We start from the raw sequence: 15,134 nt of genomic DNA, 5'->3' as shown, positions 1-15,134 counted from the left end.
GACTTAATGTGTCAATCTTGATTTACACATTATTGAGTTGCGCAAATTTTACAACAGCGCATTCTCCGGAGGTCAACCCAATGGATTTCCCCGAGCGCATCGAAACCGGCATGCAGCGCGCCCTGCGTTATGCGACCGCCAATGGATGCCCACCCATCCTGGCGAAAGCCCTTCGGCATGCGGTGTTTCCCGGAGGTGCGCGTATCAGGCCTCGGCTCTGCCTTGCGGTCGCGGCCGCCTGCGGTGACCGTGAGCCGAATGCCGCCGACAGTGCTGCCGTGGCCATCGAACTCCTGCATTGCGCATCCCTCGTGCATGATGACATGCCATGCTTCGACAATGCGCTGACGCGTCGAGGCGCGCCGAGCGTACATGCCCAATTCGGTGAAGAGATCGCGCTTCTTGTCGGCGACGGCCTAATCATCGCAGCTTTCGAGACGGTCGCCCGGGAAACACAGCAGACACCGCTTCTGACCGCACCAATGATCGCCACCATCGCTAATGCTGTGGGCAGCCCCTATGGCCTCGTGGCCGGCCAGGCCTGGGAAAGCGAACCCGAAATCAACATCACCGCTTATCATCGCGCCAAGACCGCCTCGCTGTTCAGCGGTGCCGTGTCGACCGGCGCGATCGCCTCGGGCGGCAATCCGAGGGAATGGCTGGTGCTCGCAGACGCGCTCGGCGCTGCCTATCAGGTGGCCGACGACCTCTATGACGCGGTGGGACAGTCCGACGCCGGCAAGCCGGCCGGACAGGACAGCCGCAATGGCAAGCCGAACATCGTCGCCAGCATCGGCCTCGAAGCGGCGCTGGTTCGCCTGAAGCGTCTTGTCACCGAGGCCGTCGAGAGCGTGCCCGACTGCCCCGGTGCGGAAGCTTTCCGCGCAATGATCCGCAACGAAGCGACACGGCTGATGCCGAAAACGCTCGCCACCAGCGCGGCGTAAGGTCATGGACACCGGAGGCGGAAGAGGCTTCGATGCCAGCCCGCCGATCCGCACCAGCGAGGCGCGAGGGGAGCCTCGACAAAGCCTCCTGCAGTCGGTGGCGATCGGTCTTCGTCTCTGGCGAAGCCGCCAAATCGCCTCGCCCCGCTTCCGCGCGTTCGTTTCGCGGATGCCGCTGCTGCGGCAGATCGCCAACCGCAAGGCCAATCATCTGTTTCGCCTGACAACAGGCTTCGTCCACACCCAGATCCTGTCTGCCTGTGTGGGTGTCGGGATCTTCGAGGCCCTGGACGGCGAGGCATTGTCCACGAATGCAATTGCTGCCCGCTGCGGCATGCCGTCGGACGCCATGCGGCGTCTGCTCGAGCAGGCAAGACGGCTCGATCTCGTCGTCAGCCTCGCCCCTGATCTCTGGCTGCTCTCGGATGCCGGCACGGTGCTCGCCGCCGATCGCGGTCTGCGGGAGATGATCCGGCACCATGACATGTTATACCGTGATCTCGCCGATGCGCCCGCCTTTTGGCGTGGCGATCACAGCGACACGGAACTGCGCCGCTACTGGGCTTATGTGAGGGGCGGCGACCCCGCCAGCATCGGCAACGAGGAGGCTGCGCCCTACTCCGCCCTGATGCGCGAGAGCCAGACGATGCTGGCCGACTGCCTCCTGGCATCCCATGACTTCGGCCAATACCGATCCGTCCTCGATTTCGGCGGCGGCGAAGGCGCATTCCTCGCAGCCATTGGCGCGCGGCATCCCGCGACACGGCTCGCGCTGTTCGATCTGCCCGCGGTCACACAGCTTGCAACCCGCCACCTGCAGGAGCGCGGTCTTTTGACCCGCAGTAGACTGCACCCCGGTGATTTCACGCGCGATCCCATTCCGGCCGACCAGGACTGCGTAACGCTGGTCCGGATTCTCTGCGATCACGATGACGACCGCGTCCTGAAGATCCTTGCCAACCTGCACCGGCATCTCGCACCCGGCACCCATCTCCTGGTCGCGGAAGCCATGGCCGGCAATACGGACGGCCCCAACCTCGCAGCCATCTATTTCACCAGCTATTTCACCGCCATGGGATCCGGCCGCTGCCGGACCGCCAGTGAAATCATCGCACTCTTGGCCCGTAGCGGCTTCGCCGGCGCGAAGGTTGCCACCACAACAAATCCCCTCCTGGCAGGCCTTGTGATCGCCAAGCGCTGAATGTTGGTGAACTTCACAGCCCCAAGTGTAAATTTTGATTGACACTTTGATGCGTAATCTTAAGATGACAATTGGGAGCAGAAAGCATCCCGTGTCCGGGGAGGGCACGACAATGCGCAGTTCAGCCATCGTCTTTGAAAAACCGGGAATACTCGCCGTCAGGCGATTGGCGCTCCGTGCGCCCGAGGCGTCGGACGTGGTTGTCGAGTCCTGCTTCAGCGGCGTCTCGAGTGGCACAGAGAAGTTGCTCTACGACGGCACCATGCCAGCCTTTCCGGGCATGCGTTATCCCCTCGTCCCAGGCTATGAGACGGTTGGCACGGTGGTTGAGGCCGGGCCAGACTCCGGCCGCTCCGTCGGAGATCAGGTCTTCGTCCCGGGCGCCAATTGTTATGAAGATGCTGCCGGACTGTTCGGTGCCAGCGCCGCAAGGCTCGTGGTTCCCGGTGCCCGCACCGTCAAGACCCAATTTGAGCACGCGGAAGAGGCGGCCCTGCTTGCGCTGGCGGCAACCGCACACCACGCCGTCTGTCGGTCGGCACATCCAGCCACACTTGTCATCGGCCATGGCGTCCTCGGCCGCCTGATCGCCCGGATTGTCATGGCAACCGGGCATTCGGCCCCGACCGTCTGGGAGACACGCCTTGCCCGCCGCGATGGAGCGACCGGATATGTCGTCGAGACACCGGAGGCCGCCGGCGACCAGCGTCACGACGCCATCATCGATGCAAGCGGCGATCCCAGCGTTGTCGACAAGGCCATCGCGCGCCTCAACCGGCGCGGAGAACTCGTGCTCGCGGGCTTTTATGGCGAACGGCTCGACTTCGCCTTCCCGGCGGCCTTCATGAAGGAAGCCTCCATCGCCATCTCCGCGGAGTTTACGCCGGCGGATGTCCAGGCGGTGCTCGCCCTTGTCGACTCCGGGCGCCTCTCCTTAGGCGGCCTGATTACCCACCATTCCGACCCATCGAATGCGGCCTCGGCCTATCGGACCGCATTCAAAGACCCCGACTGCCTGAAAATGATCATCGACTGGAGGAATGCCGCATGAGCCTCGACCCCGCACAAGACGGCCTGGAGCGCCTGCAGGAGAACCTTCGTGACGAAGCCGCCATCGAACCCGATGCCCCGGCGACCGGCAAGGTGACCAAGGATACGCAGATCATCGCGATCTACGGCAAGGGTGGCATCGGCAAGAGCTTCACGCTCGCCAATCTTTCCTACATGCTGGCCCAGCTCGGCAAGAAGGTCTTGCTGATCGGCTGCGATCCGAAGAGCGACACAACCTCTCTGCTTTTCGGCGGCCGCGCCTGCCCGACCATCATCCAGACGGCCTCGCGCCGTAAGGAAGCCGGCCAGGAAGTCTCGATCTCGGATGTCTGTTTCAAACGTGATGGCGTCTTCGCCATGGAACTCGGCGGACCGGAAGTCGGCCGTGGCTGTGGTGGCCGCGGCATCATACACGGCTTCGAAACGCTGGAAAAACTCGGCTTCCATGACTGGGACTTCGACTTCATCCTGCTCGACTTCCTCGGCGACGTGGTCTGTGGCGGCTTCGGCCTGCCGATCGCCCGCGACATGTGCCAGAAGGTCGTCGTCGTCGGCTCGAACGACCTGCAGTCACTCTATGTCGCGAACAATGTCTGCTCGGCGGTGAAATACTTCCGCAATCTCGGCGGCAATGTCGGCGTCGCGGGTCTCGTCATCAACAAGGATGACGGTACGGGTGAAGCCCAAGCCTTTGCGGACGCCGTTGGCATCCCGGTGCTCGCCTCGATCCCGCAGGACGACGACATCAGGCGCAAGAGCGCGAATTATCAGATCATCGGCACGCATGAGAGCCATTGGGGTCCCCTCTTCGAGGCGCTCTCGATCAATCTGGCCGAAGCGCCGCCGATCCTCCCGAAGCCGCTCGACCAGGATGGCCTGCTCGGCCTCTTCGACGCCAGCGAAACAGGCGCCGATTACAAGCTCCAGCCAGCCCTGCCGGAAGACATGTGCGCCACGGGCGCGCTGAAACGGCCGTCGCTGGAAGTCGTCTACGACAACGTGTGAGATCGGGTGAACATCATGGATGACCTGCGCAAGGAATTCGAGCTGGACGACGCTGGCGGGATCGCTCCCGTCGGCAACGATGCCGCCGTCCTTGGCGACATGGCGACCGCAGACACAAACGGCATTGGATGCCATGGCGGCGTCGAGCTTTCCAAGGCAGCGGCCCGTGCCGCTGGCCAAGGCGAACTGATGGATCGCTTCGAGGCGGACTATCCCAAGGGCCCTCATGATCAGCCGCAATCCATGTGCCCGGCCTTCGGCTCGCTCCGCGTCGGCCTGCGTATGCGCCGTGTCGCCACGATCCTCTCGGGCTCTGCCTGCTGCGTCTACGGCCTGACCTTCACCTCGCATTTCTACGGCGCGAAGCGCTCGGTCGGCTATGTGCCCTTCTCCTCCGAAACGCTCGTCACCGGCAAACTATACGAGGACATCGTCGAGGCCGTGCACCAGATGGCGGATCCGGAGAAGTTCGACGCCGTCGTCGTCACCAACCTCTGCGTCCCCTCGGCCTCGGGCGTGCCGCTCCGCATGCTGCCACGCGAAATCGATGGCGTCCGTATCGTGGGGATTGACGTCCCCGGCTTTGGTGTCCCGACCCATGCGGAAGCCAAGGACGTTCTGTCAGGCGCGATGCTCGCCTATGCCCGCCAGGAAATCGGCGAAGGCCCGGTTCAGCGTCCGCGTGGTGGACTGAAGGACAGGCCAACAGTCACACTGCTCGGCGAAATGTTCCCGGTCGATCCAGTTGTGATCGGCGGCATGCTGGAACCCATGGGCCTTGCTGCCGGCCCGACCGTTCCCGTCCGCGAATGGCGCGAGCTCTATTCTGCTCTCGACTGCGCCGCTGTGGCTGCGATCCATCCCTTCTACACGGCAAGCATCCGCGAATTCCAGGCGGCCGGTCGTCCGATCGTCGGATCGGCCCCTGTGGGTATCGACGGTACCGATGCCTGGCTGAAGGCGATCGGCGACAGCTGCAACGTCCCGGAGGCGAAGACCAATATCAGCCGCAATGCCATGCGCGGCGCAATCAAGGCAGCACTCGCCGAGCACAAGATCAACGGCCGCATCACGCTGTCAGGCTACGAAGGCTCCGAACTGCTGGTCGCACGCCTGCTCGTCGAACTCGGCGCAGACCTGCGCTATGTCGGCACTGCCTGTCCGAAGACGCCTTACAACAGTGAAGACGCCGAATGGCTTGCCGCGCATGGTGTGCAGCTGCGCTTCCGCGCATCGCTGGAGCAGGACCTCGCCGCCTTCCATGAGTTCAAGCCGGACCTCGCCATCGGCACGACCCCCGTGGTGCAGAAGGCCAAGGAGAGCGCCACCCCTGCCCTCTACTTCACCAACCTGATTTCCGCCCGCCCACTCATGGGTCCGGCCGGCGTCGCCTCGCTGCCCGCCGTGATCAACGCCGCGATCGGCAACAAGGACCGCTTCCTCGCCATGAACGCCTTCTTTGAAGGCGTAGGCCAGGGCGATGGCGCCGGTATCTGGGAAGACGTGCCGGAAGATCGCAGCGCCTATCGCAAGAAATTCGCCGCCAAGGTCAAGCAGTCCCGCAACGCCGTCGACAATGGGGAGAGTGTCGGATGCTGATCCTCGACCACGACAGAGCCGGCGGATACTGGGGCAGTGTCTATGCCTTCACCGCGATTAAGGGTCTCCAGGTGATCATCGACGGCCCGGTGGGCTGCGAAAACCTGCCGGTCACCTCGGTCCTCCACTACACCGACGCCCTGCCTCCGCACGAGCTGCCGATCGTCGTGTCGGGTCTTTCCGAAGACGAACTCGGTCAACATGGCACGGAAGGTGCGATGAAGCGGGCGCGTCTCGCGCTCGATCCTGATTTGCCGGCCGTCGTCGTTACCGGCTCGATCGCCGAGATGATCGGTGGTGGCGTGACGCCGGAAGGTTCCAACATCGTCCGCTTCCTGCCCCGCACGATCGACGAAGACCAGTGGCAGAGCGCCGACCGCGCCCTGAAATGGCTCTGGACAGAATTCGGCCCCAAGGGCGGCAAGGTGCCCGCACCGCGCAGACGTCCGGAAGGCGCAAAGCCCCGCGTCAACATCATCGGCCCGATCTACGGCACCTACAACATGCCTTCGGATCTGGCGGAAATCCGCCGTCTCGTCGAGGGACTGGGCGCCGAAATCAACATGGTCTTCCCATTGGGCAGCCATCTCGAAGACGTCCGCAAGCTCGCCGATGCCGATGCCAATATCTGCCTCTACCGCGAATTCGGCCGCCTGCTCTGTGAAACGCTCGACCGCCCGTATCTGCAGGCACCGATCGGCATCCATTCGACGACGGCCTTCCTGCGCGAACTCGGCGACATGCTCGGGCTCGACCCTGAACCCTTCATTTTGAAGGAAAAGCACACGACGCTGAAGCCGCTCTGGGATCTCTGGCGCTCCGTCACCCAGGACTTCTTCGCGACCGCGAGCTTCGCGATCGTCGCAAACGAGACCTATGTGCGCGGCATCCGCAATTTCCTCGAAGAGGAAATGGGCCTGCCCTGCAACTTCGCGATCCCGCGCAAGGCCGGATCGAAGACTGACAATATCGAGGTTGCGGAACTGACCGCCAAGAAACCGCCGATGATCATGTTCGGCTCGTTCAACGAGCGCATGTACATGGCCGAGCGCGGGGCCCGCGGCAAGTTCGTGCAGCTGTCCTATCCCGGCGCCATCGTGCGCCGCCATCCCGGCACACCTGTCATGGGTTATTCGGGTGCGGCCTGGCTGATCCAGGAAGTCTGCAACGCGCTTTTCGACATGCTGTTCGATATCCTGCCGCGCGCCGGAGAATTGGACGCGATCGAGGCGACGACGGCCCGCCCGCGCACGGAAATGGCCTGGCATTCCGATGCCCAGGCATCGCTCGAAAAATTCATCGGCAACGAGCCGGTCCTCGTCCGCATCTCGGCCGCCAAGCGGCTGCGGGAAGCAGCGGAACGCGAAGCCCGCCGCGCCGAAAATAACGAAGTTACCCGCGATCATGTCGAAACGGCCGCCCGCCTAGAGGGAGCCTACGCATGAACATCGGAACGAGACCCATCAACGGGACAACTGGAGGCAAAGCCATGGTCACTGCAACCCGATCCGATCAGGACCTGCGTCGACATCGCGACCGCCAGTCCGAGCGCCAGAACATGCGGCGCCTCTACCTGCTACTCTATCCGCTCTGCCTGTTCGCGGCCGTCGCGTCGCGCATGACCGGCCATGCGGAAGAGGCCGCCGAGCGGCCAGCTCAATCGATCTTCGCCGAGGCTCGCTCCTCGGCCTATGCAGCTGCCGGTTACGCCTTCCACGCGTGACCCGATCCCTTTGCCGGTGTTCTCGACACCGGCAGAAACCCGGCAGGTCTTTTCAAAGACCTCCCGAAACCCCGCCGCGGGGGCGCCGCGGTGTTCGAGACTAGGAGGTGAATTTGATGGCTGAAACATCAAATGTTTCACTTTCGGGTCTGACCGAAAGCGAAGCGCGCGAGGTCCATGGATTCTTCATCCAAGGCTTCATGATATTCACGGCGATTGCCATCGTCGCGCATATCTTGGTCTGGATGTGGCGTCCCTGGATCCCGGGTCCGGAAGGTTACAGCTCTCTCGAGGGCATTAACCAGACGGCTCTCACGCTTCTGCCGATGTTGACCTGAGGAGGACGCGATATGTGGAGAGTCTGGCTTATGTTCGACCCGCGCAAGGCGCTGGTTGCACTGTCTGTATTCCTGTTCACGCTAGCGATCCTGATCCACTTCATCCTGCTGAGCACGGACCGCTACAACTGGTTCGAGGGCAAGCCCCTCACGACCAGCTCTGTCGAGCAGTCCCACTCTGAAGGCGTGGATTTCCGGCTCATTGGCTGAAGAACCAAGACGGCAGCGGGCGGCACCTCGGTCTCGCCCGCCGCCAAACGGCACGACCCGACAACGCCGCCTGGCTGATCACCTCTGGAGGAAACGAACATGGCGCTGCTGAGTTTTGAACGCAAATATCGCGTACGAGGCGGGACACTGCTCGGGGGCGATCTCTTCGATTTCTGGGTAGGACCCTTCTATGTAGGGTTCTTCGGCGTCACCACGGCATTCTTCGCGATCCTCGGGACTGCACTTCTGGTCTATGGCGCGGCCATCGGTCCGACCTGGAACATCTGGCGGATCTCGATCGCGCCACCCGACCTATCCTACGGTCTAGCGCTGGCGCCACTCAAGGAAGGCGGCCTCTGGCAGATAGTTACCGTCTGCGCGTTGGGCGCGTTCATATCTTGGGCCCTGCGTGAAGTGGAGATCTGCCGCAAGCTCGGCATGGGCTACCACGTACCCTTCGCCTTCTCCGTCGCGATCTTCGCCTATGCGACGCTCGTCGTTTTCCGTCCGCTGCTGCTCGGCGCCTGGGGACATGGTTTTCCCTACGGCATCTTCAGCCACCTCGACTGGGTTTCGAACGTCGGCTACCAATATCTGCACTTCCATTACAATCCGGCGCACATGATCGCGGTGACCTTCTTCTTCACCACGACGCTGGCGCTCTCCCTGCATGGTGGCCTCATCCTGTCCGCTGCCAATCCAGGTTCATCGATCACCGAAGCCGGAAAGCAGGCAGAGGTGAAGACGCCGGAATACGAAGACACATTCTTCCGCGACATCATCGGCTACTCGATCGGCACGCTGGGCATCCACCGCCTCGGCCTCATCCTGGCGCTGAACGCGGGCTTCTGGAGCGCCGTCTGCATCGTCATCAGCGGACCGTTCTGGAACCAGGGCTGGCCGCAATGGTGGAACTGGTGGCTGACGCTGCCGATCTGGAACTGAGGGGGACCGGACCATGTTCTTAGCGCAATATCAAAACATCATCACGCCGATCCAGGTCAGCGGTCCAGCGGAAGAAGGCATGCCCCTTCCCGCAGGCGACAGCCCGCGCACCGGCAAACCGATCTTCGTCCGCCTGTTCGGTATCATCGGCAATGCCCAGATCGGACCGATCTATCTCGGCTGGCTCGGCACACTGTCGCTGGTCTTCGGCTTCATTGCCTTTGAGATCATCGGCCTCAACATGCTGGCTTCGGTCGGCTGGGATCCGATCCAGTTCGTCCGCCAGCTCTTCTGGCTGGGTCTAGAACCGCCGTCTGCACAATACGGCCTGAAGGTCCTGCCGCCGCTCGCGGAAGGTGGCTGGTGGCTGATCGCAGGCTTCTTCCTGACCATGTCGGTCCTTTTGTGGTGGGTGCGCGTCTATCGTCGGGCACGCCAGCTGGAGATGGGGACTCATGTAGCCTGGGCCTTTGCAGCCGCAATCTGGCTGTTCCTGGTGCTCGGTTTCATTCGTCCACTGTTGATGGGCAACTTCTCGGAAGCCGTGCCCTTCGGCATCTTCCCGCATCTCGACTGGACGGCTGCTTTCTCGATCCGCTACGGCAACCTCTACTACAATCCGTTCCACTGCCTCTCGATCGTCTTCCTCTACGGCTCCGTGCTGCTCTTTGCGATGCATGGCGCGACGATCCTGGCCGTCGGCAAGTATGGTGGTGAACGCGAACTGGAACAGATCACCGATCGCGGCACCGCTTCCGAACGCGCAGCCCTCTTCTGGAGATGGACCATGGGCTTCAACGCCACCATGGAATCGGTCCACCGCTGGGCCTGGTGGTTCGCCATTCTGACCCCGATCACCGGCGGCATCGGCATCCTGCTGACAGGCACCGTTGTCGACAACTGGTACCTTTGGGGCATCAACCACGGGATCGTGTCCCCGCTGCCGGGCTATCCCGGCGTCGTCGACCCGGCGCTTTGAGGAGAACGACGATGAAACTCTGGATTCCCTTCGCCGTCTCCGCCGGTTCATTGCTGACAATCGCAAGCTTCGTCGGCGCCGGTTGGGATGCTCCGCCCGTCGAGAGCGAACAGATCGGCTTTCGCGGTACCGGTATGTATGTCCACCGGGATGTCGAAAAGCAGGAAGCACTGAAGCTGGCGAACGTCGTGCCGCCAGCTCCATGGGAAGCCGACCCCGCGGGCGACAGGGCAGGCGACATCTACGAAAATGTGCAGATCCTCGGCGATCTGTCGGACGACCAGTTCAACCAGTTTATGGCCTCGATCACCGAATGGATCGCGCCTGAAGTGGGTTGCAACTACTGCCATAATCCGGAAAACCTCGCATCCGACGAGGTCTACCAGAAAGTTGTCTCCCGCCGCATGATCCAGATGACTCAGGCGATCAATGTCGATTGGACTGCCCATGTCGGTCAGGTTGGCGCCACTTGCTACACTTGTCACCGTGGCCAGGCGATCCCCGCCAACTACTGGTACGAGGATCTGGAGCCCAAGCCGGCCGGCGGCATGACCCAGAACCGCGCGGGCCAGAATGTCGTGGCGAAGTTCGCAGGCAATTCGTCCCTGCCACAGAACGTGCTGAAGGACTACCTTCTCGAAGCCGAGCAGATCCGTGTTCATTCGACGACGGCTCTGCCGACCGGCACCAACCTCGCCGGGACGAAGGAAACCGAAGCCACCTGGTCACTGATGATGCACATGTCGGAATCGCTCGGCGTGAACTGCACCACCTGCCACAACTCCAGAGCCTTCAATGCCTGGGATGAAAGCCCACCGCAGCGCGTAACCGCCTGGCACGGCATCCGCATGACCCGCGACATCAACGCCAACTACATGGTTGGCCTGACGCCGGTCTTCCCTGACACCCGCAAGGGACCGGAAGGCGATGTCTTCAAGGTCGGCTGCGCAACCTGCCATGCCGGTGTGCAGAAGCCGCTCTACGGTGTCTCGATGCTCCAGGACTATGTCGACTCCCTGGCCAAGAAGGGCCCGATCACGGTGCCGGACTTCACGACCTATCAGCCGGGCGTGACCCAACGGATGGCACCGGCGGAGCAGAGCAGTGCACTGCCGATGAAGACAACCTCTCAGACGGCCGCTGCAGTGCTACCGGCCGAGAACCAGACCGCCAGCGATTGACGGCCTCCCAAGGCGGGCCGCATGGGGAAGGGGAGCTCTCGGGCTCCCTTTCCTTTTGCGCGTTTCGCCCGTCTGCTTGTAGTACCACCACAGCAAACATAGTCAGCATCGGTAACCTTCAGGCTACCGATGCTGACTATGTTTGAGATGAGGAGAGATGGGGGATCGGTGTGGGTATCAGGCAGCTTCGGCGAAACTCAAGCCCGGAAAGCGCTGCAAGTAGATGCGAAACCAAGGTGTGAAATCCTGCGGACGCTCGAGCACCTCGCGCATCAACTCACGAGGGCCAATCCAGCGGGTCTCCTCGACTTCACCTTCCACAGGCGCGATCTGCAGTGTCCGGCTGTCGACCTGGGCGCTGAACAGCGTCACACGCTCGTGCTCCTTCAGCCCTTGGCCCACATCGGCAGCGTATTCCACGGTCTGATGGCGAGTGAGCGATAAGGTAAACCCGAGCTCTTCGGTCAGGCGGCGCTCAGCGCAGTCCTCGACCGTTTCGTCCCAATGGGGATGGGTGCAGCAGGTATTCGCCCAGAGTCCGGCGCAGTGATACTTCGTCGATGCACGTTTCTGAATGAGCAACAGGTCACCGTCGAAGACGAAGACGGACACGGCCAGATGCAGCTGGCCATCGAGATGAGCCTGCATCTTTTCGATCGGATAGAGCGATCCGTCGCCGGCAATCGCCGGAATGTAAATGCTGTCCGTCATCCTGTCCGGCTCCAAACTCCTGGCTGCGCCGTGCCGATACGGCTTTTGTAATCCTCAGGCAACCGCCCTGGCCAATGCACATTTCGACCACAGCGAACAGAGCGCTTCGGCAAGGTGTTCGATATCCGCGTCTGTGTGAAGCGGCGTCGGTGTAATGCGCAGTCTTTCCTTGCCAACGGCGACCGTGGGATAGTTGATCGGCTGGACATAGATGCCGAAGTCGTCGAGCAACACGTCCGAGATCCATTTGCACTTGGCCGCATTACCGACCATGACGGGCACGATGTGGCTCGGGTTGTGCATGTGCGGGATACCCCGCACGTCGAGCGCCCGCCGGACCTTCGCGACCGTCGCCTGATGCATATGGCGCTCGAAGGGGCTTTCCTTGAGATGGCGGATCGACGCAGTCGCCCCAGCCGCAAGCGCCGGCGGGATCGCGGTGGTGAAGATGAAGCCTGACGCAAAGGAGCGAACAAAATCCACCAGCACGGCGGGACCGGTGATATAGCCGCCCATGACGCCGAAAGCCTTGCCAAGCGTCCCCTCGATGACCGTCAACCGGTCCATGAGGCCTTCGCGCTCAGCCACGCCACCGCCGCGCGGCCCGTACATGCCGACCGCATGCACCTCGTCGAGATAGGTCTGGGCACCGAACTGGTCGGCGACATCGCAGATCTCCTTGATCGGCGAGATATCGCCGTCCATCGAGTAAACGCTCTCGAAGGCGACCAGTTTCGGCGCGGCCGGATCGTCGGCCGCCATCAGCTCGCGCAGATGCTTGTAGTCATTGTGCCGGAACTGCCGCTTGATGCAGCGGGAATGACGGATGCCTTCGATCATCGAGGCGTGATTGAGCGAGTCCGAATAGCAGATGATGCCGGGGATCTTTGCGAGCAGCGTGCCGAGCGCTGCCCAGTTGGACACGTAACCTGATGTGAAGATCAGCGCGCCTTCCTTGCCATGCAGGTCCGCCAGCTCCTGCTCGAGCAGGACATGATAATGATTGGTACCGGAGATGTTGCGCGTGCCGCCGGCACCGGCGCCGCACTTGCGCACAACCTCGATCATCCGTTCCGTAACGAGCGGGTTCTGGCCCATGCCGAGATAATCGTTCGAGCACCAGACGGTGACGTCGCGGGCCGTCCCGTCACCATGGTGAAACGCGGCTTTCGGAAAGGCCGAGCAGTGACGCTCAAGATCCGCGAACACGCGGTAATTGCCGGCAGTATGCAGGCCGGCAAGCGCCTCTTCCATGTGCTGGAAAACAGTCATCAGTCTTTCCTCTTCCCGATCGTGTCTTTTGCAATTGCTGTCCAGGAGGTGTGCGGCACGGACACCGGCCCACCCTCCTTGAGTGCGGAAACGCCGTCCGCCGCAGGGCGGATGGCAAGATTGGCCCGATCCTGGCGCGCCATCGCCCAGCGCCAGAGCGCCGTGTCCGAGACGGGAAGGACGAGAACCAGATGCTCAACGATGGCAAGCGCCATGAAGGTGGCGAGCAATGTGTGTCCGACCACCGAATGCGCATGTGTCGCGCGGTTGGCACCGACGACGAGGACGGCAAAGATGCCGGCCGCGATCGCCAGAAAGATCGGAAACAGCGGCGTCATCCGGTCGGTCTTGAAATAGCTTTTGAGATGGCGGATACCCTTCGGCATCAGCTCGCTGACGGCATGCGGTGCGCCGAGGAAGATCACCAGCTTGGCGGAGATCCGCATACCCCAGAGCAAACCGAAGGCGGCGAGCCCGAAGAGATTGGCCGATCCCTCGAGCGTTAACCACAAGGCAATCGCGGTCACCAGAATGGCGATCTCGTGATCGCTGACTGCCTCCCAGGCCGCCCGGAATCGGCTGAAGCCGGTCAGCCCTGGCGGGCACTCACCCGTCCGTCGTCCTGTCAGTAGCCCTGTCAGGAAAGCAGCCTCGTGCCAAGCCCAGACGAGCAGCGCTCCGAAGAAGCCGACATAGGAGCCGAACACCGTCGGCTCCTGTGCGCCCCAGAGCATCAGCCCGAAACCGAATGCGCCGATCACGGTCATCAGCCCCATCAGAACAAGGCCCCTGCGCCGCGGCCCGTCGGATCGGTTGACCATGGCGAGCACCAGCCCGGTCGAAAGCCACCATACGGAGATGGCGACCAGAACGACAGCGAGCGGGTGCGTGAAGGTCATGGCAATCTCCTCACCAGACCGGCTGCAGGCGGGACGTCGCCGGGATGGCGTTCGACTTGGTCGGGATCGCATACATCCGGACGAAATTGACCGTTGCGGCCGCCGACCAGAAACCCTTGGCGATCTTGCCCGAGAGGCCACCCTTTGCGTCAGCCGCCATGACCTTGCGGTTGATCCGCTCCATCCGGCGGAAGCCTTCATGCAGGGCCGGATTGTCGAGATCGAGCACGAGCGGGAAGCACTGGCGCGAGATCTCGCTCGTCAGCCGGAAGACCTTCATGTCGTAGTCGTCGATATCGACGCCGAGACCCTTGTGGAAGGCCGGCCGCATGTGGTCGCGCACATACATGGTAGCGAAGACGGCAAGCAGGAAGAACTTGATCCAGTACTTGTTCATGCCCTCCATCAGCCGCTTGTCGGAGCGGATGATCAGCGAGAAGGCCTCGCCATGGGAGAATTCGTCATTGCACCATTCACGGAACCACTTGAAAATCGGGTGGAAGCGCTTGTCCGGATGCTTTTCGAGATGCCGGTAAATGGTGATGTAGCGGGCATAGCCGATCTTCTCGGAGAGATAGGTCGCATAGTAGATGAACTTCGGCTTGAAGAAGGTGTACTTCTTCGCCTTTGCCAGAAAGCCCATGTTCACGCCGATGCCGAATTCCTTCAGCGCATCATTGATGAAGCCGGCATGGCGCGACTCGTCGCGGCTCATATAGCCGAAGAGCTCGCAGATCTCCTGGTTCTTGCCGCGTCGCTTCATCTCCTTGTAGAGCACGCAGCCGGAAAATTCCGAGGTGAGCGAGGAAACCAGGAAATCGATGAACTCCTCGCGAAGATCGTCCGGCAGGGCGTCGATGTCGATATCGTCCCACTGTTCGTTGCGCTTGAAGTGCCCGCGGTTCGGATCGCTCTTCATCTGCGCGATCAGCACGTCCCATTCGGCCCTGACAGGCTCGACATTGATCTTGTCCATCTCCTCGAAATCGGTGGTGTAGAAGCGCGGTGTCAGCATCGTGGAGACGAGAGCGCTGCGGGTCGTGTCGCTGACCCCGGCCATGCGTTCTTCGACGG

16 protein-coding genes are annotated in these 15,134 nt (G+C 62.2%); 12 read left to right on the top strand and 4 right to left on the bottom strand.

The genetic code is table 11. The features are described 5' to 3' along the window. Positions 1-80: 80 nt before the first annotated feature. The 12 genes from IP85_RS01160 (at position 81) to pufC (ending at position 11,178) form a co-directional block, all read left to right on the top strand. Positions 81-947, top strand: a complete 867-nt coding sequence (locus IP85_RS01160) for a polyprenyl synthetase family protein (protein ID WP_054147823.1) — start codon at positions 81-83, stop codon at positions 945-947. A gap of 4 nt (positions 948-951) precedes the next feature. Beyond that, a complete protein-coding gene (locus tag IP85_RS01155; protein ID WP_054147822.1) occupies positions 952-2,148 on the top strand; it encodes a methyltransferase in 1,197 nt (398 codons plus the stop codon). Positions 2,149-2,260: 112 nt separating this feature from the next. Further along, complete coding sequence (gene bchC, locus IP85_RS01150) at positions 2,261-3,199, top strand: chlorophyll synthesis pathway protein BchC (protein WP_054147821.1); 939 nt, start codon at positions 2,261-2,263, stop codon at positions 3,197-3,199. Then, positions 3,196-4,203: a chlorophyllide a reductase iron protein subunit X gene (locus tag IP85_RS01145; RefSeq protein WP_054147820.1), complete on the top strand. Its 1,008-nt coding sequence runs from the start codon at positions 3,196-3,198 to the stop codon at positions 4,201-4,203. Before bchC ends, IP85_RS01145 begins: the two co-directional genes overlap by 4 nt. 99 nt (positions 4,204-4,302) lie before the next feature. Further along, a complete protein-coding gene (gene bchY, locus IP85_RS01140) occupies positions 4,303-5,802 on the top strand; it encodes a chlorophyllide a reductase subunit Y (RefSeq protein WP_245280789.1) in 1,500 nt (499 codons plus the stop codon). Continuing rightward, the gene (bchZ, locus tag IP85_RS01135; RefSeq protein ID WP_054147819.1) at positions 5,796-7,247 is read left to right on the top strand and encodes a chlorophyllide a reductase subunit Z; all 1,452 of its coding nucleotides are present in this window, start codon (positions 5,796-5,798) and stop codon (positions 7,245-7,247) included. The genes bchY and bchZ overlap by 7 nt, the downstream gene beginning before the upstream one ends. A gap of 44 nt (positions 7,248-7,291) precedes the next feature. Beyond that, entirely contained in the window at positions 7,292-7,525 is a 234-nt protein-coding gene (locus IP85_RS01130; protein ID WP_054147818.1) for a hypothetical protein, read from the top strand. Positions 7,526-7,641: 116 nt separating this feature from the next. After that, complete coding sequence (pufB, locus tag IP85_RS01125; protein WP_006724822.1) at positions 7,642-7,863, top strand: light-harvesting antenna LH1, beta subunit; 222 nt, start codon at positions 7,642-7,644, stop codon at positions 7,861-7,863. A gap of 12 nt (positions 7,864-7,875) precedes the next feature. After that, positions 7,876-8,073, top strand: a complete 198-nt coding sequence (pufA, locus tag IP85_RS01120) for a light-harvesting antenna LH1, alpha subunit (protein WP_054147817.1) — start codon at positions 7,876-7,878, stop codon at positions 8,071-8,073. A 99-nt stretch (positions 8,074-8,172) separates the two neighbouring features. Beyond that, on the top strand, positions 8,173-9,018 hold the full coding sequence (gene pufL, locus IP85_RS01115) for a photosynthetic reaction center subunit L (RefSeq protein WP_054147816.1): 846 nt from the start codon (positions 8,173-8,175) through the stop codon (positions 9,016-9,018). 79 nt (positions 9,019-9,097) lie between these two features. Then, a complete protein-coding gene (gene pufM, locus IP85_RS01110; RefSeq protein WP_245280788.1) occupies positions 9,098-9,997 on the top strand; it encodes a photosynthetic reaction center subunit M in 900 nt (299 codons plus the stop codon). 11 nt (positions 9,998-10,008) lie between these two features. Continuing rightward, complete coding sequence (gene pufC, locus IP85_RS01105; protein ID WP_054147814.1) at positions 10,009-11,178, top strand: photosynthetic reaction center cytochrome PufC; 1,170 nt, start codon at positions 10,009-10,011, stop codon at positions 11,176-11,178. Positions 11,179-11,355: 177 nt separating this feature from the next. Here pufC and idi read toward each other — a convergent pair whose 3' ends face one another. Genes idi through acsF form a run of 4 tightly spaced genes read right to left on the bottom strand, consistent with a single transcriptional unit; the run spans position 11,356 to position 15,120 of the window. Continuing rightward, positions 11,356-11,889: an isopentenyl-diphosphate delta-isomerase gene (gene idi / locus IP85_RS01100; RefSeq protein ID WP_054147813.1), complete on the bottom strand. Its 534-nt coding sequence runs from the start codon at positions 11,887-11,889 to the stop codon at positions 11,356-11,358. Positions 11,890-11,943: 54 nt separating this feature from the next. Continuing rightward, on the bottom strand, positions 11,944-13,161 hold the full coding sequence (hemA, locus tag IP85_RS01095; RefSeq protein ID WP_054147812.1) for a 5-aminolevulinate synthase: 1,218 nt from the start codon (positions 13,159-13,161) through the stop codon (positions 11,944-11,946). Beyond that, on the bottom strand, positions 13,161-14,060 hold the full coding sequence (puhE, locus tag IP85_RS01090) for a putative photosynthetic complex assembly protein PuhE (RefSeq protein ID WP_054147811.1): 900 nt from the start codon (positions 14,058-14,060) through the stop codon (positions 13,161-13,163). Before puhE ends, hemA begins: the two co-directional genes overlap by 1 nt. 10 nt (positions 14,061-14,070) lie before the next feature. Beyond that, entirely contained in the window at positions 14,071-15,120 is a 1,050-nt protein-coding gene (gene acsF / locus IP85_RS01085) for a magnesium-protoporphyrin IX monomethyl ester (oxidative) cyclase (protein WP_156322704.1), read from the bottom strand. Positions 15,121-15,134 lie beyond the last annotated feature (14 nt).

The organism is Rhizobium sp. AAP116, assembly GCF_001295785.1.
Taxonomy (GTDB): Bacteria; Pseudomonadota; Alphaproteobacteria; order Rhizobiales; family Rhizobiaceae; genus Allorhizobium.
This window is presented reverse-complemented; position numbering and strand designations above follow the sequence as displayed.

Coding starts and splice junctions, on each gene's coding strand:
- pufB (WP_006724822.1), top strand. CDS start 7,642: ATGGCTGAAACATCAAATGTTTCACTTTCGGGTCTGACCGAAAGCGAA.
- idi (WP_054147813.1), bottom strand. CDS start 11,889: ATGACGGACAGCATTTACATTCCGGCGATTGCCGGCGACGGATCGCTC.
- IP85_RS01130 (WP_054147818.1), top strand. CDS start 7,292: ATGGTCACTGCAACCCGATCCGATCAGGACCTGCGTCGACATCGCGAC.
- IP85_RS01145 (WP_054147820.1), top strand. CDS start 3,196: ATGAGCCTCGACCCCGCACAAGACGGCCTGGAGCGCCTGCAGGAGAAC.
- pufA (WP_054147817.1), top strand. CDS start 7,876: ATGTGGAGAGTCTGGCTTATGTTCGACCCGCGCAAGGCGCTGGTTGCA.
- pufM (WP_245280788.1), top strand. CDS start 9,098: ATGCCCCTTCCCGCAGGCGACAGCCCGCGCACCGGCAAACCGATCTTC.
- IP85_RS01160 (WP_054147823.1), top strand. CDS start 81: ATGGATTTCCCCGAGCGCATCGAAACCGGCATGCAGCGCGCCCTGCGT.
- bchY (WP_245280789.1), top strand. CDS start 4,303: ATGGCGACCGCAGACACAAACGGCATTGGATGCCATGGCGGCGTCGAG.
- bchZ (WP_054147819.1), top strand. CDS start 5,796: ATGCTGATCCTCGACCACGACAGAGCCGGCGGATACTGGGGCAGTGTC.
- puhE (WP_054147811.1), bottom strand. CDS start 14,060: ATGACCTTCACGCACCCGCTCGCTGTCGTTCTGGTCGCCATCTCCGTA.
- pufC (WP_054147814.1), top strand. CDS start 10,009: ATGAAACTCTGGATTCCCTTCGCCGTCTCCGCCGGTTCATTGCTGACA.
- IP85_RS01155 (WP_054147822.1), top strand. CDS start 952: ATGGACACCGGAGGCGGAAGAGGCTTCGATGCCAGCCCGCCGATCCGC.
- acsF (WP_156322704.1), bottom strand. CDS start 15,120: ATGGCCGGGGTCAGCGACACGACCCGCAGCGCTCTCGTCTCCACGATG.
- hemA (WP_054147812.1), bottom strand. CDS start 13,161: ATGACTGTTTTCCAGCACATGGAAGAGGCGCTTGCCGGCCTGCATACT.
- pufL (WP_054147816.1), top strand. CDS start 8,173: ATGGCGCTGCTGAGTTTTGAACGCAAATATCGCGTACGAGGCGGGACA.
- bchC (WP_054147821.1), top strand. CDS start 2,261: ATGCGCAGTTCAGCCATCGTCTTTGAAAAACCGGGAATACTCGCCGTC.